Source organism: Nocardiopsis oceani, from assembly GCF_054777395.1.
The window spans coordinates 74,773-94,234 of the sequence record NZ_BAAHAR010000033.1 but is presented as its reverse complement, the minus strand read 5'-3'; the positions used below and the strand labels follow the sequence as shown (position 1 = coordinate 94,234).

The 19,462-nt window shown below is 69.8% G+C and carries 15 protein-coding genes; 12 read left to right on the top strand and 3 right to left on the bottom strand.

What is annotated here, in order from left to right; all coding sequences use genetic code 11:
- The first annotated feature begins 135 nt into the window (after window positions 1–135).
- From ACYVDG_RS20475 to ACYVDG_RS20450, 6 genes are all read left to right on the top strand, one after another.
- A complete protein-coding gene (locus tag ACYVDG_RS20475) occupies window positions 136–3,474 on the top strand; it encodes a hypothetical protein (protein WP_460755590.1) in 3,339 nt (1,112 codons plus the stop codon).
- Complete coding sequence (locus tag ACYVDG_RS20470) at window positions 3,471–5,060, top strand: hypothetical protein (RefSeq protein WP_460755587.1); 1,590 nt, start codon at window positions 3,471–3,473, stop codon at window positions 5,058–5,060. Before ACYVDG_RS20475 ends, ACYVDG_RS20470 begins: the two co-directional genes overlap by 4 nt.
- Window positions 5,061–5,148: 88 nt before the next feature.
- Complete coding sequence (gene glsA, locus ACYVDG_RS20465) at window positions 5,149–6,381, top strand: glutaminase A (RefSeq protein WP_460755582.1); 1,233 nt, start codon at window positions 5,149–5,151, stop codon at window positions 6,379–6,381.
- A gap of 85 nt (window positions 6,382–6,466) precedes the next feature.
- Window positions 6,467–6,814, top strand: a complete 348-nt coding sequence (locus ACYVDG_RS20460) for an ArsR/SmtB family transcription factor (protein WP_460755578.1) — start codon at window positions 6,467–6,469, stop codon at window positions 6,812–6,814.
- Window positions 6,807–7,280 (top strand): SRPBCC family protein, encoded by a 474-nt coding sequence (locus tag ACYVDG_RS20455; protein ID WP_460755574.1) that lies wholly within the window; start codon window positions 6,807–6,809, stop codon window positions 7,278–7,280. The genes ACYVDG_RS20460 and ACYVDG_RS20455 overlap by 8 nt, the downstream gene beginning before the upstream one ends.
- Before the next feature lie 96 nt (window positions 7,281–7,376).
- Window positions 7,377–9,557, top strand: coding sequence for an ATP-dependent DNA helicase (locus ACYVDG_RS20450; RefSeq protein WP_460755570.1), 2,181 nt, complete (start codon window positions 7,377–7,379; stop codon window positions 9,555–9,557).
- A 55-nt stretch (window positions 9,558–9,612) separates the two neighbouring features.
- On the opposite strand, the gene ACYVDG_RS20445 is transcribed toward ACYVDG_RS20450, so the two are convergent.
- Window positions 9,613–10,137 carry a DUF6315 family protein gene (locus ACYVDG_RS20445; protein WP_460755565.1) on the bottom strand — a complete coding sequence of 175 codons (525 nt, stop codon included), beginning with the start codon at window positions 10,135–10,137 and terminating at the stop codon, window positions 9,613–9,615.
- A gap of 206 nt (window positions 10,138–10,343) precedes the next feature.
- Window positions 10,344–10,691: a hypothetical protein gene (locus tag ACYVDG_RS20440; protein ID WP_460755561.1), complete on the bottom strand. Its 348-nt coding sequence runs from the start codon at window positions 10,689–10,691 to the stop codon at window positions 10,344–10,346.
- A gap of 188 nt (window positions 10,692–10,879) precedes the next feature.
- Between ACYVDG_RS20440 and ACYVDG_RS20435 the strand changes: the two genes are divergently transcribed.
- Window positions 10,880–12,409, top strand: a complete 1,530-nt coding sequence (locus ACYVDG_RS20435) for a hypothetical protein (RefSeq protein WP_460755557.1) — start codon at window positions 10,880–10,882, stop codon at window positions 12,407–12,409.
- A gap of 19 nt (window positions 12,410–12,428) precedes the next feature.
- On the opposite strand, the gene ACYVDG_RS20430 is transcribed toward ACYVDG_RS20435, so the two are convergent.
- Window positions 12,429–13,241 carry a glutamate racemase gene (locus ACYVDG_RS20430; RefSeq protein WP_460755553.1) on the bottom strand — a complete coding sequence of 271 codons (813 nt, stop codon included), beginning with the start codon at window positions 13,239–13,241 and terminating at the stop codon, window positions 12,429–12,431.
- Between the two features lie 237 nt (window positions 13,242–13,478).
- Between ACYVDG_RS20430 and ACYVDG_RS20425 the strand changes: the two genes are divergently transcribed.
- The 5 genes from ACYVDG_RS20425 (at window position 13,479) to ACYVDG_RS20405 (ending at window position 19,418) form a co-directional block, all read left to right on the top strand.
- A complete protein-coding gene (locus ACYVDG_RS20425) occupies window positions 13,479–14,930 on the top strand; it encodes an FAD-binding oxidoreductase (RefSeq protein ID WP_460755548.1) in 1,452 nt (483 codons plus the stop codon).
- 120 nt (window positions 14,931–15,050) lie between these two features.
- On the top strand, window positions 15,051–16,337 hold the full coding sequence (locus ACYVDG_RS20420; RefSeq protein ID WP_460755544.1) for a class I SAM-dependent methyltransferase: 1,287 nt from the start codon (window positions 15,051–15,053) through the stop codon (window positions 16,335–16,337).
- Window positions 16,338–16,525: 188 nt separating this feature from the next.
- Window positions 16,526–17,011, top strand: coding sequence for a hypothetical protein (locus ACYVDG_RS20415; RefSeq protein ID WP_460755539.1), 486 nt, complete (start codon window positions 16,526–16,528; stop codon window positions 17,009–17,011).
- A 145-nt stretch (window positions 17,012–17,156) separates the two neighbouring features.
- Window positions 17,157–18,452: a sugar ABC transporter substrate-binding protein gene (locus tag ACYVDG_RS20410; protein ID WP_460755536.1), complete on the top strand. Its 1,296-nt coding sequence runs from the start codon at window positions 17,157–17,159 to the stop codon at window positions 18,450–18,452.
- 66 nt (window positions 18,453–18,518) lie between these two features.
- Window positions 18,519–19,418, top strand: a complete 900-nt coding sequence (locus ACYVDG_RS20405) for a carbohydrate ABC transporter permease (RefSeq protein WP_460755533.1) — start codon at window positions 18,519–18,521, stop codon at window positions 19,416–19,418.
- Window positions 19,419–19,462: the final 44 nt, after the last annotated feature.

Below are 19,462 nucleotides of genomic sequence, written 5' to 3'. Positions count from 1 at the left end.
AGCTGGTCTCCGGGCGCCCTTCCGGCCCGGGCCATGCCACAGTGGCCGACATCGGACGCAGAGCTGTGCCGCAGACACCGATTGACTACACTCCGCACGCGCCCCAATTCCCGTCCCCACCCTGAAGGAACACGTGTGAGTCGGACCCTGGTCTTCGTGCTCTTGGCCGTCGCCGGGGTTCTCGCCGTGGTCGGGGTCCTGCTGGAAGAGCGCAGCCTCCCGATGTGGGCCATGGCCGCCGCGGCGGGGCTCCTCGCCGTGGTCGGGATCCTCACCAAGAAACCGCTGGAACGGGTCCAGGAGCGCTTCGACCCCCTGCGCCGCGGCAACGCCCACCGCAAACACCTCGTGCACGGCAAGCCCCTGCGCGTGCGCGAAGCGGTCCCGGACGGGCCCGGCAACCTCGGGGTGACCTACGCCCGTTACCGGGACCCCGCGGACGTCCACAGTGACCGGATCCCTGAGTACGTGCCCAGGCCCGCCCTGGAACGCCAGGTCAGGGAACAGCTGGAGGCCCACGGCATCGTCGTGGTGACCGGAGGCTCGGCCACCGGGAAGAGCCGCCTGGCCTACGAGGTGGTGCGCGATCTCTACCCGACGCGGTTCCTCCAGCGACCGGTCGTGCCCGCATCCGGCGCCGAGGGGGTGCGCGGACTCGTGGAGGAGGGGCTGTTGCCCAGACACACGGTTTTCTGGCTGGACGGAGTGGAGGACCACCTGGCCCGGGGCCTGCGCGCCGAGGACGTCACCGCGCTCATGCCGAAGGGCTCCGGCAACGTGGTCGTGGCCACGATGCGGGTGAACCCGCGCGGGGCCGCCGCCGGCGGAGACCGGGGTGAGAGCGCCCAACACGTGTTCCTGCGGCGCTTCGCCGGAAACGAGGTGCGGGTGCCGCGCGGCAACGACGGTTACGCCGGACCCCGCTCCGAGGACCCCCGGGTCCGCGAGGCCTTCGCCCAGGACCGGAGCAGTGTCACCGAGTACCTCGCCCAGGGCCCGGTGGCCCACCAGGAGTGGCAGCGCATGCTCTCCAGTAATGACAGTCACCGGGCGGGCGCCGTGGTCAGCGCCGCCGTACAGGCACGTCGCGCGGGCCGACACTCTCCGCTACCGGTGGAACTGCTGCGCACACTGCACGAGGAGTACGTCGACACCTCCGAAGGCCGGGGAGCGGGGCGGCAGACCTTCGAGGAGGCGCTGGCCCAGGCCAGCGCGGCGATCGACGGTGCCAACGGCTGCCTGGTGCGCTCCGACCGTAGCCCGGGCGCCTACTACGCCTTCGACTACCTCGCCGACCGCGCGCAGGCGGAGGACGACCGGCCGGTGGGGGAGCGGTTTCTGGAGGTGCTGATCGAGGCCGCCGAAGGCCCCGAACTGGTTGCTCTAGGCGGGGCGGCCCTGCGATCCGGGTCCGTCGGGAGCGCCGCCGACCTCGTGTTGGCAGCGACCGACCGGCGGCTCTCAGAAGCCCCCGAGGACGGGCCCGCTCTGGCGCTGCGGGGCAGGGCCCTGCTGGTCGGGGTCGACGGCGCCGACCCGGAAGAACCGGACACCGAGGTCATCTGGAACGGCCAAGTCTCCGAGGCGATGAACTTCCTGCTCCGTGCGGCCGAGGGCGGCGATCTCGGCGTGTGCCTGCTGGTGGGGACCCTGTTCTACCGCACGGCCCGTTTCGAGGAGGCCGTGGGGTTCCTAGAACTGGTGGAGGCACCCGATGCACGGACCCTGACACGGCTCGGCAAGGGCCTGCGTGAGCTCGGGCGGTTCGAGGAAGCCCTCACCCGGTTCGCCGAAGCGAAGCAGGACGGGTGGATCGAGGCCCGCCTCCAGTACGCCGACACCCTCGCTCCGGCCGGTCGGCCGGACCTGGCCCTGGAGGAGTACGACACGATCATCGCGTGGGCCGCGCAGCACGCGGAGCTTCGCGACGTGAGACTCACGATGCTGAACAACAAGGGCGTCACGCTGTTCAAACAGGGGCGTGTGGCGGAGGGGATCGCCCTTGGGGAGGAGGGCGCGGCCAGAGGTGAGGCCTACGCCTTCAACCTTTTGAGGTCCTACTTCGAAGGAGCCGGAAACCACAGGATGGCGGCGCTGTGGACCGAACGCGCCGCTGACGCGGGTCTCCTCTGGGCACTCAGGCAGACGGGCCGCCTCAGCAGTGAGGAGGCATTCGCGTCCATCGAACACTGGCAGTCTCGTGTGCAGGAAGGAGGGGTGGACCCCGACTCGAAGCGCGAACTCGAGCTCATCTCTCTCATGGGTCGGGCCGAGGAGACCCGTCGCGACTTGGCGGAGTTCGAGCGGGTGACGGAGGAACAGGCCAGAGCGGAGCGCGTCCTCGACCCGTTCCTCCAGGAGATATCTGCGAAAGTCCTCAATGCGACGGAGGGGGAGGCGGAAGGGCGGGAGCCCGGCGACCAGTCCGAGGAACAGGACGCACCGGAGGAGGGCCTCGGAAGGTTCCTCCGCCAGCCCCCCTTCTTCCGGGAGCTCCTCGTGCGGCTCCACACGGGCTCGGGGAGCCCCGGCCAGCCGGAGGCGGACCAGGCCGGCCCGTCGGACGAGCTCGGTCCGCCGCCCGAACCCTCCGTCGAGGAGCGCCTGGCCGAGCTCAGGGATCAGGGCCGGTACCGGGACGTCATCGGGCTCCTCACACCGCTGGTGGTGAAGGGACGGACCGACGTGGTCGAACCGCTGGTCGAGGCGTTGACGGCGGTCGGTGTGGAGGATGGCCTGGTACTTGTGCGCGCGGCGGTGCCGGTTGGCTACAACATCCTCAGGTTGGTGGACGTCCTCGCCGACGCGGGGCGGGACGACCTGTCTGAGCGACTCCTGGTGGCCGAGGTAGACGGAGGCCGGCAGTGGGCGGTGCGGGAGCTCGGTGATCTCTACGAGGCACAGGCCAGGTTCGCCGAACTTCGGGAGCACTACCGCTACCAGGTCCACCTGGGGTCGCATGTCGCCGCCGCCGAACTCGCCAAACACCTGGTCCGCGAGTACGACCACACGGAACCCCCGGGAGATTTGGCATGGCCGCTGGCGTCCTTCGCGCGGGCCGGGGGCGAGATGTCGGCCTCCCTGGTGCTGGGCATCTACAGCCACCTCAGCGGATCACCGGGCGAGGAGGACAGCTCGGAGCGGGAAATGCGGCTCCGCATGGAGACGGCCGAGTCCGGCGAGGGGCACGTCTATCTCTTGCTCGCCGACGAGTCGGTCGCCGAAGGCCGGTTCGACCAGGCGGAAGAGGTCTTCTACCGAGGGGTGTCACACCCGGCCTTCCGCTACCGGGCCGGAGCCTATCTGAGATTCGGGGCGACCCTCGTCGAGGCGGGACAAAGGGAGCGCGCCGCGGCCGTTCTCGCGCGGGTACCCGATGAGAGCCTTTCCGACGAGGAGCGCGCCAGACTCACCGAGCTCCGTGAGAGGTGCGGTGTCCCCCGTCCGGCACCGGAGAGGGAAGGGCGGAGATGAACTCCCTGGATCACATGTACCGCCGACTGCGCGAGGCCTGGGGCGAGGAGGCCCCCCGAAGGTTCCGGGACGCGGTCGTCCTCGACGAGGAGGCGCGGACGCTGTACTCCTCGCCCTTCGTCCTTGACCGTCTCGTCGCGGCCCAGCCCGAAGCCGGGAGTGTCGCACCGGCCTGGAGCTCCCTGTACACGTGGGCGCTGGAAGCGGTTCTGGAAGGGGAGACCGGTGCTGGGACGGCCCCGTTGGCGGCACGTGCCCTGATCGCTCGGGGGTGTGTACAGCGTCCGGACGGGGTGGGGGCCCTGCTGCTCGCTCACGAGCGGGCCGTCGATCGGGGTGCACACGCTACGGTCGAGCACCTGTCCGAGCTGCTCCCGGTGGTGGTCGCTCTCCTGGCCGAGGCACGAAGACACGAAGAGATCGGGCGGGTGCTGGAACACCTGGAACGGCTCGGGGACCTTCCCGCCCTCGGTCTCTGCCTGGTCCGGGACGAGTCCCCGGATCAGGAGATGGTCGTCCGCTACGTGAACTCCGAAGCCGGGAGCCTGAGAGCCGTCCTGGGCGCGATCCACCGCGATCCGTCACTGAGGCGCCGCTTGCTGACCCTCGCTTTCGTGCGGCTTGTGGCCCTTCCCGAGCGGGAGGAGCCCGAGGAGTCGCGGGCCCTCCAGGAGGCCTTCCTCCGTGAACCGCGCCGGTTCACCGCCCTGTTCTGGGGGGACGAGGCCAGGGGAACCGTGGTCCAGGAGGCGTTGGGTCTCGGACTTTCAGGGGTTCGGCTCTGGCAGGAGGCCTGTCGGGAGCGTTGGTTCTTCGACTGGATCGTGTGGACGGCCGGACAGCCGGAAGCGGAGGTCTTGCCCTCCGAGCTTCTGGCCACGTCCGCCCAGCGCTCGGGCCTGGTTGCGGCGTGGCTCGCCGAGGAACCGGCCACCGCCCCCGGATACCCGGCCGGGACCGGATGGCGTTTCAGGCTGTTGCTCCGCAGAGCAGGGATCCCCCGGGGCTCCCTGTACGGGCAGGTCCTGGCCCGCACGCTGCGGGACGGTCCGGAGCTCGCGGAAGCTGAGGTCACAGCTTTGCGTCGACTCGTGGACTCCACCGCGCCGGTCGAGCCTCGCCTCTGGCTCCTCCCCGGGGCCCTGGTCGGGCTCGCGCTGTGTTCCGGCGTACTTCTCGGCCTCGGGCTGTGGCCGTGGTTCCTGCTGTGCGTGTTCCTCACGATGATCCCCGCGGGGCTCCTGACGGGTCGTCTCCTCATGATGGAGGTGTTCATGTCCCTGTGGTCGCGCCCCGTTCTCCTTCCGCCTCGGGACACGGAGCGGGCCAAGGGCGGACTCCGCGGGACGGTCAGGGGGTGGGCCATCCTCTCTGAGTCGCGCATCCATCGCTGGCTGTTCCGGAGGTCCTCCTTCCTGGAACGCCGACTGGTGCCCCTGTGGGAGCTGGCCGCCCACCGTGAGGAGGTCCAGGCGGACTACAGGCTCTCCACCCGTCTCTCGGGAGTGCTGGGCGGGCGGTCGATCCACGCCGCCGACGACGTCTCCGTGCTGCTCGCCCGGAACCTGCTCCGTGAGGCCGACTGACCTCCTCCCGCCACCTCTCCCGCACCCGGGCTCCCCAGACCCGCGTGGCCGGGGCCGGGACAGGCGCCGCCCTTCCTAGACTGGGCGGATGGACCACGCCGCGAACAGACACTTGGTCGACGAGACCAGCCCTGTCATCCAGGTGCTGGAGGGGATCCGCGACGAGGTCGCCGAGATGTCCGGCGGTACGGTGGCGGACTACATACCGGAACTCGCGAGTGCGGCACCGGAGACCTTCGGTATCGCCGCGGTCAGCGCGCACGGCCGCTCCTACTGTGTGGGCGACTCCGACCACACCTTCTCCGTCCAGTCGATGTCCAAGCCGTTCGTCTACGCGATCGCCGTGGAGGAGTGCGGGCTCGACAGGGTCCACGAACACGTGGGGGCCGAACCCAGCGGGGAGCCGTTCAACGCGATCAGCCTCGACGAACTCGGCCGCCCCGAGAACCCGATGATCAACGCCGGCGCGATCGTGACCACCTCACTGGTCGAGGCCGGGGCCTGGGGTGACCGGTTCAAGCGGATCCAGTCCGTGCTCTCGGCCTTCGCCGGAAGGGACCTTTCCGTCGACGAGGACGTGTACCGCTCGGAGGCGGAGACCGGGCACCGCAACCGGGCCCTCGGATACCTGAGCCTGTCCGGGGGCGTTCTCGTCGGGGACGTGGAGTCGGCGGTCCAGGACTACTTCCGCCAGTGCGCCCTGTCCGTCACGGTTCGGGATCTGGCGGTCATGGCCGCCACCTTGGCCGTGGGCGGGGTGAACCCGGTGACCGGGGAGCGGGTCGTGTCCCAGCGGACGGCCCGGCACACCCTGTCCGTCATGTCCAGCTGCGGCATGTACGACCGGGCGGGGGAGTGGGGGCTGCGTGTGGGCATCCCCGCCAAGAGCGGGGTGAGCGGCGGCATCCTCGCCGCGGCACCTGGCGCTTTCGGGGTGGGGGTGTTCAGTCCTCCGCTGGACGACGCGGGCAACAGCGTGCGCGGGGTGGCCGCCCTGGAACGGCTCTCGGACGACTACGACCTGCACATGCTCCAGATGCCCCCGGAGCCTCCGTCTCCCGTGCACAGCGTGACGCGTTCGGGCGGCGTGCTGGACGTCCGGTTGCGGGGCGAGATCGACTTCCTCGCTGCCGAGCAGGTGGTCTCCCGGTTGGCGGAGGCGATCGACGACGCGGGGGTGGACTCCGTCAGCGTCGCGCTCGAACGCGTCTCCGGGCTGAGCGAAGCGGCCCGGTCCCTGCTGGCCGCGGAGCTCACCGAGCTGGCCGACGCCGGGGTCGACGCCACGGTCAGCGACCCGCGGGGCGTACGCGAACCCTGATCGATCATGCCGACCCCTTGATCTGGGGCTCCGTGCGGCGCATAATCAACCTATAAGTTGATCAACGGAGAGGTTGAATAGGCAGATGGCGGACGACCCGCTGAGCCTCACGTTCGCGGCACTGGCTGATCCGACCCGTCGGGCGATCCTTGCCCGGCTGGCCGAGGGCGAGGCGACCGTCAACACACTGGCCGAACCGTTCGACATGAGCCTCCAAGCGATCTCCAAGCACCTGAAGGTCCTGGAGAGAGCCGGACTCATCACCCGGGGGCGCGACGCCCAGTGGCGGCCCTGCCGACTGGAGACCGCCCCGTTGGAAGAGGTCAACCTCTGGGTGGACGGCTACCGGGACCGGTGGGAGGAGCGCTTCACCCGACTCGACGAGGAAATCCGCAGGATCCAGGGCAGCAAGGGAGAGAAGAACCATGAGTGACCTCAAGGTCGTCATCGAACCCGGGCGTCAGGACATCGTGATGACCCGAACCTTCGACGCGCCACGCGACGTCGTCTTCCGCGCCATGACCGACCCCGAACTCCTGCCGAAGTGGTGGGGGCTCAAAGACACCGAGACCATCGTCGACAAGTACGAGTCCCGGCGCGGCGGTTCCTGGCGCATTGTGGAGCGGGACAAGGAAGGGCAGGAGTACGCCTTCCACGGCGTCCTCCACGACGTCAAGGCGCCGGAGGGCTACACAGGGACATTCGAGTTCGAGGGCATGCCCGGGCACGTCCTGCTGGAGACCCACAAGCTGGAGGAGGTCGACGGGCGCACGCACTACACCTCGGTCTCCGTCTTCCAGAGTGTCGAGGACCGCGACGGCATGGCCGCCTCCGGGATGGAGGAAGGGGCGGGCCAGTCCATGGACCAGCTGGACGAGCTGCTCCGGACTCTGGTCTGAGCAGGGGCGGGGTCGCGGACCGGCGCAAGCTGTCGGGCCGCGACCGTGCCTGTGGACAACGCCGAACCTGTCGTCGGCTCCGGGTACTGTCGTCCCGTGGCAGATCTCCCCGACGTTCCGACCCTGCTCGGCGCAGCCGTCAAGTCCCTGGGCGGCAGTACCCGAGAGGGCCAGCAGACCATGGCCGACGCCGTCGCGGCGGCGGTCGACCGACGCGAACACCTGGTGGTCCAGGCCGGTACCGGCACCGGTAAGTCCCTGGCCTACCTCGTGCCCGCGATCAGACACGCGATGGCGACCAAGACCCCCGTGGTGATCTCCACGGCCACCATCGCGCTCCAGAACCAGCTCATCGACCGGGACCTGCCGCGCCTGGCCGCCGCGCTGGCCCCGCTGCTGCCGCGCGAACCCACGTTCGCCGTGCTCAAGGGCCGCCGCAACTACCTGTGCCGCAACCGCATGCAGACCGCTTCCGAGGACGAGGCCGAGGGCACCGAGCTCTTCGACCCCCGACAGCTCTCCTCCCTGGGCCGCCAGGTCGCCCGGGTACACGAGTGGGCGGAGGACACCCTCACCGGCGACCGCGACGAACTCGTCCCCGGCGTCAGCGACCTGGCCTGGCGCCAGGTCTCGGTGGGCGGCAACGAGTGCATGGGCGCCCGCGTGTGCCCCTTCGGCCAGGACTGCTTCGCCGAGTTCGCCCGGGAGGCCACCACCGGAGTGGACGTCGTGGTCACCAACCACGCGATGCTCTCCATCGACATGTCGCAGGGCTACCACATCCTGCCCGAGCACAACACGATCATGATCGACGAGGCCCACGAACTCGTCGACCGCGCCACCTCCGTGGCCACCGGAACCCTCACCGAACGCGGCGTCACCACCGCCGCCAAACGCGCCGCCCGCTTGGTCGAGCCGGGTATCAGTGAACGGCTCACCGAATGCGCCGACGGGTTGGCCCTGATGTTCACCGACGTTCCCGAAGGGCGCCTCGACCACATCGACGAGGGCCTCGCGGGCGCGGTGGCGGCCACCCGCGACGCGGCGGCCGCATGTGCCTCGGCGATCGGCCCCTCCCCGGGCGAGGCCGACCCGGACACCGCCAACGACCGCCGCCTCGCGCTGGCTGCGCTCGCCGAGGTCCGCGAGGCGGCCGAACGGGTCCTCGAGTCCTACGAACCCGCGCTCCGCGACCGCACCGAGGTGGTGTGGCTGACCAAGGCCATGTCCCGGCCGCCCGCGCTGAACGTCGCCCCGCTCGGGGTCGGCGGCCTGCTGCGCGAGAAGCTCTTCGGCGACCGCACCGTCGTGCTGACCTCCGCCACCCTCACCCTCGGCGGGGACTTCACCGCCCTCTCCCGGCAGTGGGGGCTCGGCCGCGAGGTCGTCCAGGAAGCGGCCGAGAGCGCGGCACGGTCCGGCACCGCCGAACCTGCGAACCCCGCCTCGGACGCACCGGGCTCAGACACACCAGCGGCGGGTGCCACGGGGCCCGCTCCGGCGGAGGCAACAGCCGCCGCTGGCGGGACGGGCACGGACGACGATGACGGCCCGCACCGGGCCGCCGGGGAGCCGCGATGGCGCGGCCTGGACGTCGGCTCACCCTTCGAACACGGCCGCACGGGGATCCTGTACGTCGCCCGGCACCTGCCCAAACCCGGCCGCGACGGGCTGTCCGAGCAGTACCTGGACGAGATCGCCGGGCTCATCGAGGCCTCCGACGGGCGCGCCCTCGGCCTGTTCTCCTCGATGCGGGCCGCCCAGCAGGCCACCGATGAACTGCGCGAACGCCTGGACCAGCCGATCCTGTGCCAGGGCGAGGACTCCACCGGCCAGCTGGTCCGCCGGTTCTCCGAGGAGGAGCGGGCCTGCCTGTTCGGCACACTGTCCCTGTGGCAGGGGGTCGACGTGCCCGGCTCCTCGCTCCAGCTGGTGATCGTGGACCGCATCCCCTTCCCGCGGCCGGACGATCCGCTGGCCTCGGCCCGGCAGCGCTCCGTCTCCGCGCACGGCGGCAACGGTTTCCTCTCGGTCTCGGCCACGCACGCCGCACTGCTGCTCGCGCAGGGCACGGGTCGCCTGCTGCGCTCCACCGAAGACCGCGGGGTCATCGCGATCCTGGACCCCCGCCTGGCCACCGCGGGCTACGGCGGTTTCCTCCGGGCCTCTCTGCCGCCCTACTGGGGGACCGCCGACCCCGAGGTGGCGCGGGCAGCGCTGCGCCGTCTGGCGGAGAAGGCGGGTACCGGGGAGCAGGAGAGCGACTCCGCGGCCTGACGCGGACATGACGGCGGCCGGGCCACCCGTCAAGGGTGCCCGGCCGCTGCCGTCGTTATCCGCGTGTGCGGTAGCCGAAGAGGCGGACCGCGTACCCGGGGGAGTCGTCCTCCGGTTCCTGGATGTGCCAGCGGTCGTCGTGGTCGCCGACCAGTAGCTCGTTCCACATCATGTCGATGAGTTTGAGCCGGGACACCACCGAGGCCTCCGGATCCAGCACAATCGAGTAGGCGTGGTCCGTGAGCCGCTGGGTCACCATGCCCACCGACTGGCCGTCCCAGATCGCGGGGACGGATGCGTGGCCGATCTCGACCCCGCACAACCGGAGCTGTTCCACCTCTTCGTCGAGGGCCTCGGCGGCCAGGGCGCCGTCGAGCCGGAGCGCGTCCTCCAGCTCGTCCCGTTCCTCGTCGGTCCGCAGGTAGGCGTGGTAGGTGCGGTAGCCGCACGGGCGGCACTTACGCCACACCACGCAGCGGGCCAGCCCGTAGGCGGACTGCGCCTCGCCGACGCTCTGGTAGTCGCTCACCTCGCGTACCATGCCGCATTCGCAACACAAGGCAGTGAGATCCTGCTTCATCGGAGTCCCCCCTCCCAGGTGAGTATGCGACGGATGGAGCCCGTTAGGGAACCCGTTCAGAGAGGAAGTCGCGGCAAGGACTCGTCATCAATGCCCAAAATGGCCGGGTGGCTGGTTTCGGACGTGCTCAACGGGTGTGCGGAGGTGTCCGAGCACACCCTTGACGGGTATCCTCCGCCCCGTCGGCCGGGGCGGGGCCGGGTCCTCTAGTCGTCCATCGAGAGACCGCGCTTGTTCCGCGCGGTCCATTCGCGCATCCGCCTCGGGTAGCCGACGATCTGGACGTCGTAAGCGGGCGCGGGGATCTTGCTCGCAACCTTGCGGATGACCTCAGGGGATCCGCAGCGGCGCCGGATCCACTCGCCGTCCGTGGCCACCGCGACCGCAGTGGTCTGCGTGGCGAAGGTTTCGGGCTCGACGAAGAACTCCACGCCGACCCGGCTGTTCGCGAAGTCGATCAGCGCCTTGATGTCCGAGTCCTCTGAGGGCCGGTCGAAACGGGTCTTGCCTCTGCGGTTGGCCTTGCGGAGTCCGAAGCGGTCTCGCCATCCCATCGACGCTCATGTCCCCTTAGTGCCTCTACGTACCTGCTTCTCGCTGGTACTCCCGAGTGTATCGGCCGAGGCCGCTCCACAACCGGCCACGGTCGCCCAAGCTGCACCGGTTTCACGCGTTTTCCGGACAGATTTGTAGTCGCGCTGCTACGTTCTGCTCACGCATGATTCGGTCAGGGGGAGAGAGTATGCCGATGTGGACATGGGCGGGGGAGACAGGACGCCAGCTGCGCGCCGTGGGCCAGGAGGAACTCGCGGACGCCGTCACGGCGTTGCCTCAGCTCAGCGAGGCGGGGGACGCGGTGAAGGTGGAGGCGCTGGCCAGATCCGCGATGCGCACCGCCCGGCGTTTGGTGGCCGAGGCCGGGAACGTCGAGGCCGCCGTACCGGGGGTGTTCGGACCGCCGACACTGTTCTTCCTCGCGCACTGGCCGCTCGCCGTGCGCGTGGGGAGCCTCGGGGAAGGGGGACGGGCCCTCGAACAGGCGAGGGCCGCAGCTGAGGACGAGCCGGAACCGCACACCCACGGACCGCTCCCGGTATCCGCCCTGGAGACACTGGTCCGCTGCCACGCCAACGTCGACGCCCGGGGCAGCACGGGGCAGCGCCGCGAGCTGCTGTCCTCCCGCCGCCTGTCAGGCTGGGAGAGCACACCCGCCTGGCCCGCCTTCACCCTGGCCCGGGTCCACCTCCTCATCGACGAGGAACGGCCCGACCGCGCTGAGGCGGAACTGCGCCGCTTCGAACACACCGCCACGGGCCCCGCGGTGCTCGGCGCCGACGGGGTTTTCGCGCTGGTCAGGGCCCTGCGGCACCAGGACAGGCACACGGACGCGCTCGATGCGCTGGACCGCCTGGAGGCCGAACTCGACTTGGGTGAGGCCAACGGCACCGGCGCCAACCCGCGCCGGACCGCGCTGCGCCGCATGATCCGCTTCGAACGCGCCCGGCTCCTGTCGTGGCTGGCCCGCCTCGGGCTGTGTGACGCCCGCAAGGCCATCGCGCTGCTGCCCACGGTCGAGGAGGCGGAGACCTACCCGGGGCTCCGCCCCGCATGGACGGACGCGGTCGAGAACCTGGTGTGCCAGGGCAGCGTCCGCAACGACTGGCGCCTAGGCGTGCGCGTGACCACCTGGTCCCGCTACTTCGAAAGGGTGGGCGCGCCGAGGCGCGGCGCCGAGCTCGCCCTCGCGGCCACCCGGTTGGCCAGCGGGAGGGGCGCCCGGTGGGTGGCGGAGTGCTCGGCCCAGCGCGCCGAACGCCTTATCCAGGAGCTCGGCGGGGCTGAGGAGATCATCGGCGACCTGGTCGAGGTCAGGTCGATGGTGCGCGGGATGAAGCCGATCCAACCGATGGCGCCGACCGACGGCATCCTGGACTTCCTGCGAGCTCAGCCGGCCGAGGACGTCAACCCCGAGGAGCAGGCCGAGCAGGTCAACGTCGCGCTCTCCGGGCAGCCGCACGACTCCGCGCTGCTGAGCGCGCTGGGACAGGTGGGACGGACCCTCATGCTGTCCGACGCCGCCACCGAGCCGCAATGGCGCCACGTCCGTGAACAGCCCGGAGACCAGCGCGCGGCCCTGTCACTGCTGGAGACGCTGCTGCACGACAACGACACGGCGGGTGTACGGAACCTGGTCCGGACCCTCGCCGCCGGTGCGCTTCAGCCGGCGTCCGCGGCCGCGGAACCGCTCAGGTCCGTCTCCTCCTCCGGCTGAATGCCCTGGCCGCCCCGACTCAGGCCGGGGCGTTCCGTGCCCCGTCCAGCAGGGACCGTCCAGCCGGGTAGCTGAGCGCCGCCGGGGGGAGGTCGGAAGGGCGGCCACTGGCCAGGACCCGCACCCGGCCCGAGCGGTCCGCCCGGCCCTCCCGGCCGACCGGGACGCTCGGGCCGCTGCCCGCCTCGACCCTGCGCAGGGCCTGCGCCGCCACGGCCCCAGCAGCGGTGAACAGGGTGGCGCGCCCCCGCAGGGCCCGGATGATCTGTTCGCTGACCAGGTCGTAATGGGTGCAGCCCAGCACCACCCCGCGCACCTCGGGAGGGGTGAGGGACGCCGCGTACGCCACGGCTTCGGCGATCCGGTCGGGGTCAGCGGACTCCACCGCCTCGGCCAGGCCCACGCACGCCACCGGGGTGACCGCGACGTCCCGGGCGAACATCTCGACCAGCCGGCGCTGGTAGGCGCTGCGGGTGGTCGCCTCGGTGGACCACACCGCGATGGGGCCGCCCGCAGCGGCCGCGGGTTTGATCGCCGGAACCGTGCCGATGACCGGGATCGCTGGTTCGAACTCGGTGCGCAGCCGGGTCAGGCTGTGCACCGACGCCGTATTGCAGGGCACGACCACGACGTCCAGGGAACCGTCGGACGCGTATTCCGCGGCGCGGGCCCCGGCCAGGGCCCGGTCGATGATCCGGGTCGGGGTGTGGGAACCCCAGGGCATGTGGTCCGGGTCCATGGACAGGAACAGGTCGGCGTCGGGCCGGGCCGCGCGGAGGGCGGCAGCCGTGGACAGCATGCCGATGCCGGAGTCAACGAGAGCGATGCGCACGGAACGGAATTCTATGCGGGCCGCCGGGTGACCCCGACAACACCGCAGGTAAGGAAGGGTCGCGCCGCCGTCGCCCTTGCGGTTGCCCATGGCGCTGTCCCCCATTGGGTAAGACACGTACCGAAATGGGGTGGCAGGAGACTGTTACCGGTAGGTAGAACTGAGTGCATCGGCCTGCCAAGGCGCACCACAGATCCCGGACGCCCGGGGCGACCGCGTGGCACAGGGGGAACCGGCATGACTCCGAAACAGCCCGGCACGACTTCGTATCAGCGGGACACCAGCGGTGCGGGACTCGCTGAGCACATCGCGGCGGTGCACAGGCTGAGGCAGGACTACCGGGCACTGCCCACGGGAGCGCCGGTCCGCCTGGCGAAGCCGACCTCGAACCTGTTCCGCTTCCGAGAGCCCTCGTCGGCGCCCGCCCTGGACGTGTCGGCCTTCTCCGGGGTCATCTCCATCGACCCCGTCGAGCGCTTGGCCGATGTCGGTGCCATGACCACCTACGAGGAGCTGGTCGCCGCCACCCTCCCGCACGGGCTCATGCCCATGGTCGTGCCGCAGCTGCGCACCATCACCCTGGGCGGGGCAGTCACCGGCTTGGGGATCGAGTCCTCCTCGTTCCGCAACGGGTTGCCCCACGAATCGGTGCAGGAGATGGAGATCCTCACCGGCTCCGGGGACGTCGTCACCGCCACCCGGGACAACGAACACCGAGACCTGTTCCACGGCTTTCCCAACTCTTACGGGACCCTCGGATACAGCCTGCGGCTGCGCATCGAACTCGAACCCGTCGCACCCTTCGTGCACCTGCGCCACCTGAGGTTCCACGACGCCTCGGAGGCGATGGACGCACTCACGCGGATCTGCGCCGACGCCTCCCACGAGGATCGGCCGGTGGACTTCGTGGACGGGGTGGCCTTCGGTCCCGACGAGCTGTACCTGACCGTGGCCCGCTTCACCGACCAAGCCCCGTGGACCAGCGACTACACCGGCAACGACGTCTACTACCGCTCCATCCAGCGCTACGCCGGCCCCGGGCCGGGCGACTACCTCACGACCCACGACTACCTGTGGCGCTGGGACACCGACTGGTTCTGGTGCTCGCGCGCCTTCGGGACGCAGAACCCTCTCGTCCGACCGCTGTGGCCGCGCGCCCTCAAACGGTCCGACGTCTACCGCAGGCTTGTGGCCTGGGACCGGCGCACCGATTTCTCCCGGCTCCTCGCCCACTACCGGGGACGCCCCCAGCAGGAGCCGCTCATCCAGGACATCGAGGTGGGGGTCGAGCGCGGGGCCGAGTTCCTGGACTTCTTCCACGCCGAGGTCGGCATGGCTCCGCTGTGGATGTGCCCTCTCCGGCTGCGCGAGCCCCGCCGACCGGCCCTCGCGGACGACGAGCACGTCTGGCCGCTGTACCCGCTGGAGAACGGCCGCCTCTACGTGAACTTCGGGTTCTGGGGACTGGTCGACATGGTGCCCGGACAGCGCCGCGCCCACCACAACCGGGTGGTGGAGGAGGAGGTCACCCGGCTCGGCGGGCACAAGTCCCTGTACTCGGACGCCTTCTACACCGAGGACGAGTTCTGGGCGCTCTACAACGGCAGTGCCTATGACGGCCTCAAGGAGACCTACGACCCGAACGGTCGGCTCCTGGACCTGTACGCCAAATGCGTGCGCAACCGCTGAACGACCTGACGGCCGACCGACCGAGACCGCCACCCGGGCTGACACCTCCGGGACAGACACCACCACCGGGACGCGACCCGTGGGGAAGGGCCGCATCCACACAGGAGGAAGGACCAGCGCATGCGGCTTGCAGAGATCTTCGAGCGTGTCGTCGGATCTGACGCGCCGATCCGCTTCACCGCCTATGACGGAAGCTCCGCCGGTGACCCGAACAGCGACGTCACGCTGAACGTGCGCACCCCCGTAGCCGTGAACTACCTCGCCCAGTCACCCAACGCCGTGGGCCTGACCCGCGCCTACGTCACCGGTCACGTGGAACTCGAAGGCGACATGTACACCCTGCTCAGGCGAATGGCGGACTTCGCCTTCGCCCAGGGCATCAACGTGAATGCCCGGGACGCCTTCGAGATCATCCGCTCCGTCGGCTGGGTCAAGTTCGTCAACCGGGTGGCACCGCCGCCCCAGGAGGTCCGGCGCGGCACCCTGATCGGGAGGGGTCTGCGCCACTCCAAGGAGCGCGACGCCGAGGTCATCCACCACCACTACGACGTGTCCAACGAGTTCTACGAACTGGTCCTCGGCCCGTCGATGACCTACACCTGCGCGGTCTTCGACGACGAAGACGGATCGCCGGACCGCGTCGGCGCCTTCGACGGGGCCCTGGAGAGCGCCCAGTTCCGCAAGTACGAACTGGTCTCCCGCAAGCTCGGCCTCCGGCCCGGCATGCGCCTGCTCGACGTCGGCTGCGGGTGGGGCGGCATGGTGCGCCACGCCGCCCGCGAACACGGCGTGAAGGTGATCGGGGTGACCCTCTCCAAGGAGCAGGCCGAGTGGGGAGCCAAGCGGATCGCCCAGGAAGGGCTCACCGACCTGGCCGAGATCCGCCACATGGACTACCGGGACGTGCCCGACGGCAGCTTCGACCGGATCAGCTCCATCGGCCTGACCGAGCACATCGGATTGCGCAACCTCGACCCGTACTTCAGCTCGCTCAACGACAAGCTGGTGCCCGGCGGACGGCTGCTCAACCACTGCATTACCCGGCCCCGCAACAACCTCAAGCCCATGAACACGAAGGGATTCATCAACCGGTACGTGTTCCCCGACGGAGAGCTGGAGGGCCCCGGCCAGATCCAGACCGCCATGAACGACGCCGGCTTCGAAATCCGCCACCAGGAGAACCTGCGCGAACACTACGCGATGACCCTCCGCCACTGGGGCGCCAACCTGGAGCGCGACTGGGACGAGGCGGTCGCGGAGGTCGGCGAGGGCACCGCGCGCGTGTGGCGGCTCTACATGGCCGGGTGCGTGCTCGGCTTCGAGCGCAACGTGGTCCAGCTCCACCAGATCCTCGGGGTGAAACTCGACGACACCGAGTCGCACATGCCCTTGCGGCCGGCCTTCTAACTGCGGCACGGGCCACTAGGGGTGTTCGCGTGGCGCGGACACCCCCGGCCACGCACCCCGCCTGCGCCAAAGAACGGCCCCGAGGCGGCATCATGGTGCCGTCGCACGGATCCGGCCCTCCGGATCCGCCACAGCGAGTCCGACCCACCGGATCCGCCACACCCAGCAGCCGTGAAGGGACCAACCCCGTGTCCTCCGACGACAACGCGCCCCAGGGCGACCAGCCACCAGCGAACGAACCCCCGCGCCACGTGAAGGAGACCGCGATCGCTCTCGTGAGCGCCTACGCGGACCACAACCGGGGGGAGCTCGACCGGACCATCCCCCGAGCGGCGGACGACGCCGACGACGTCCTGTCCGAGCTCAAGGTGATCGCCGCCTTCCTCAGCCGCCGTGTGCAGCAGACGGGGGTGGCGTGGAAGCCCGCCGACTCCCGTGAGGCCGTGGCCCGCACCGTCGCGGAGATGCTCCCTCCGGAACTGGAGTTCGCGGTCTCCACCGCGTGGGAGGCCCACTCGGTGGGGGAGGAGGAGACCGCCGAGCGCTTCACCCGGGGCGACCCCATGGTGTTCGTGCACATGCTCGCCGCCTTCTGCGCCGCCATCGGTCTGGCCGTCTACAAGCGCGCCGAACTCGTCTCCACCCTGCGCCAGGTCACCGGTCTGGGCGACTGACCGGTCGACTGACAAGCCCTGCCGGGGCGGTGTCCCCTAACAGCTCAGACACAAGTGGCAGTGGTTTACTTCACAAGCCGTCGTTCTTTACGTAGGTTTCCTACCAACCCTCAGGGGACCTTCGAAAGGAACGGGAGGCGAGCCGATGGCCCGCAGACGAGTACACAGGTACGTACCCCTCCCCGCAGCCACACTGGCCCTAGTGCTTGCGGCGACCGCCTGCAACGGCGGTGGTGACGGCGGTGATGGCGGAGGCGACACCGACAGCCTCCAGGTGTGGATCATGGAGGGCACCAACCCGGACGCCACGGAATTCTTCGACGACGCCAACGCGGCGTTCACCGAGGAGACCGGAATCGACGTCGAAGTCGAGTTCGTGCCGTGGGCCGACGCCCAGGACAGCATCTCCACGGCCATCGCGGGCGGTACCTTCCCGGACGTCGTCGAGCTCGGCACCACGTTCACGCCGGAGTACGCGGACGCGGGCGCCCTGCACGACCTGTCCGGCTACATCGACGACCCCTCCTCGTACAACCAGGAGATGTACGAGATGGGCGTCATCGACGACGCCGCCTACGGCGTGCCGTGGTACGCGTCCATCCGCTCCATCATCTACCGCACGGACATCTTCGAGGAGCACGGCCACGACGTCCCGGAGAACTGGGACGAGCTGCGCGAGACCGCGATCGACCTGGCGGAGGCCGAGGAGGAGATGATCGCCTTCCCGGTCCCCGGCGACGCCCAGTACTCGGTCGTGCCCTGGATCTGGGGCGCCGGGGCGGAGGTCGCCGTCGAGGAGGAAGACGGCACCTGGACCTCCACCATCAACAGCGAGGAGGGCCGCGCCGGGGTCGAGTTCTTCACCGGCCTGTCCCTGGAGGACGACCTGTCCACGACTGGCGCGGTCAACTGGAACGAGATCGACGTCATGGAGTCGCTGTCCGACGAGGACGCCATCATGGCGATCTCCAACAGCTCCAACCCCATGGCCATCCTGGAGTCCAACCCGGACCTGGAGGGCAGGATCGGCGCCTTCACGCTCCCCGGCCAGGAGAGCGGTTACACCGACTCCTTCGCGGGCGGTTCCGTGCTGTCGGTGTTCGAGGGCACCGGCAACGAGGAGGCCGGCTGGCAGTACGTCGAGCACCTCACCGACGATGAGTTCTCGACCCGCTGGGCCGATGACACCGGCTTCTTCCCCGGCGGAGCGGACGAGATCGCCGAGTACGCCGCATCCGACGACGAGCTGGTCCAGCCGTTCGCCGTCCAGCTCGACGAGGCCGGGCGCGGCACTCCGGTCACCCCCGCCTGGGGCCAGGTGGAGGCCGAAGGTGTCCTCGTCGGAATGCAGCAGGACATCCTGAACGGCAACGCCACCGTGGAGGAGGCCACCGACAACGCGGCCGAGACCATCGAGAACATCCTCAACGAGGGCAGTTAGTTGCAGCTGGGTACACCCGTCCGACCGCCGTCCGGCGGGAGGAAGAGGAAAGCGCCGCTCCTGGGCATGCGGGGGCGGCGCGCCCTGCTGCCCTGGGTGCTGCTGGCCCCGCCACTCGTGGTGATCGGGCTGCTCCTGTTGTTCCCCATCGCCCGGATCGTGTGGCTGTCCTTCCGCGACTTCCACCTGCGCAACCTGGTTTCGGGCGAATCCGACTTCATCGGTTTCGACAACTACGTCACGCTGCTCACAGACCCGTACCTGTGGCAGGTCGTCCTGCTCAACACGGTCGTGTTCGCAGTGGTCGCGGTGGTCACGACCGTGGTCCTGGGCACGCTCGTCGCCCTGCTGCTGGCCAACCTCAAACCCGTCCCCCGGGTCATCGTGGTCTCCTGCATCATGGTGGCCTGGGCGATGCCCGCGGTGAGCGGCACCTACGTATGGATCTGGATCTTCGACGTCGACCAGGGCATCGTCGCCCAGGCCCTGCAGGCCCTCGGCGTCATCGACCCCTCCGGCTACAACTGGTTCGCCGACCGCCTCTGGTTCTACGCGATCGTCACGCTCAACATCGTGCACAGCGGCTTCCCGTTCGTGGCCGTCACCGTCCTCGCGGGCCTGCTCACGGTGCCCAAGGAGCTGCACGAGGCGGCGCGGATCGACGGCGCCGGGCCGTGGAAGCGCTTCTGGCACGTCACCTTCCCGACCCTGAAACCGGTGTTCGCGGTGGTGACGGTGCTGTCCACCATCTGGGACTTCAAGGTGTTCGCGCAGATCTACCTGATGCCCGGCGGCGACGTCGGGGGCTCACAGATGCTCAACCTGGGCGTGTGGGCCTATGTGCGGTCCTTCGGCCAGAACGACTTCGGCATGGGTTCGACCATCGCGGTCCTGCTCACGCTGCTGCTCCTGGGGATCACCATCGTGTACCTGAGGGCGCTGTTCCGAGAGGACGAGCTGAGATGACCCAACCGAACACCGGTTCCTCCGCCGCGTCCACTGCCTCCCGG

Coding starts and splice junctions, on each gene's coding strand:
- glsA (WP_460755582.1), top strand. CDS start 5,149: ATGGACCACGCCGCGAACAGACACTTGGTCGACGAGACCAGCCCTGTC.
- ACYVDG_RS20435 (WP_460755557.1), top strand. CDS start 10,880: ATGCCGATGTGGACATGGGCGGGGGAGACAGGACGCCAGCTGCGCGCC.
- ACYVDG_RS20460 (WP_460755578.1), top strand. CDS start 6,467: ATGGCGGACGACCCGCTGAGCCTCACGTTCGCGGCACTGGCTGATCCG.
- ACYVDG_RS20440 (WP_460755561.1), bottom strand. CDS start 10,691: ATGGGATGGCGAGACCGCTTCGGACTCCGCAAGGCCAACCGCAGAGGC.
- ACYVDG_RS20445 (WP_460755565.1), bottom strand. CDS start 10,137: ATGAAGCAGGATCTCACTGCCTTGTGTTGCGAATGCGGCATGGTACGC.
- ACYVDG_RS20470 (WP_460755587.1), top strand. CDS start 3,471: ATGAACTCCCTGGATCACATGTACCGCCGACTGCGCGAGGCCTGGGGC.
- ACYVDG_RS20420 (WP_460755544.1), top strand. CDS start 15,051: ATGCGGCTTGCAGAGATCTTCGAGCGTGTCGTCGGATCTGACGCGCCG.
- ACYVDG_RS20405 (WP_460755533.1), top strand. CDS start 18,519: ATGCGGGGGCGGCGCGCCCTGCTGCCCTGGGTGCTGCTGGCCCCGCCA.
- ACYVDG_RS20410 (WP_460755536.1), top strand. CDS start 17,157: ATGGCCCGCAGACGAGTACACAGGTACGTACCCCTCCCCGCAGCCACA.
- ACYVDG_RS20425 (WP_460755548.1), top strand. CDS start 13,479: ATGACTCCGAAACAGCCCGGCACGACTTCGTATCAGCGGGACACCAGC.
- ACYVDG_RS20455 (WP_460755574.1), top strand. CDS start 6,807: ATGAGTGACCTCAAGGTCGTCATCGAACCCGGGCGTCAGGACATCGTG.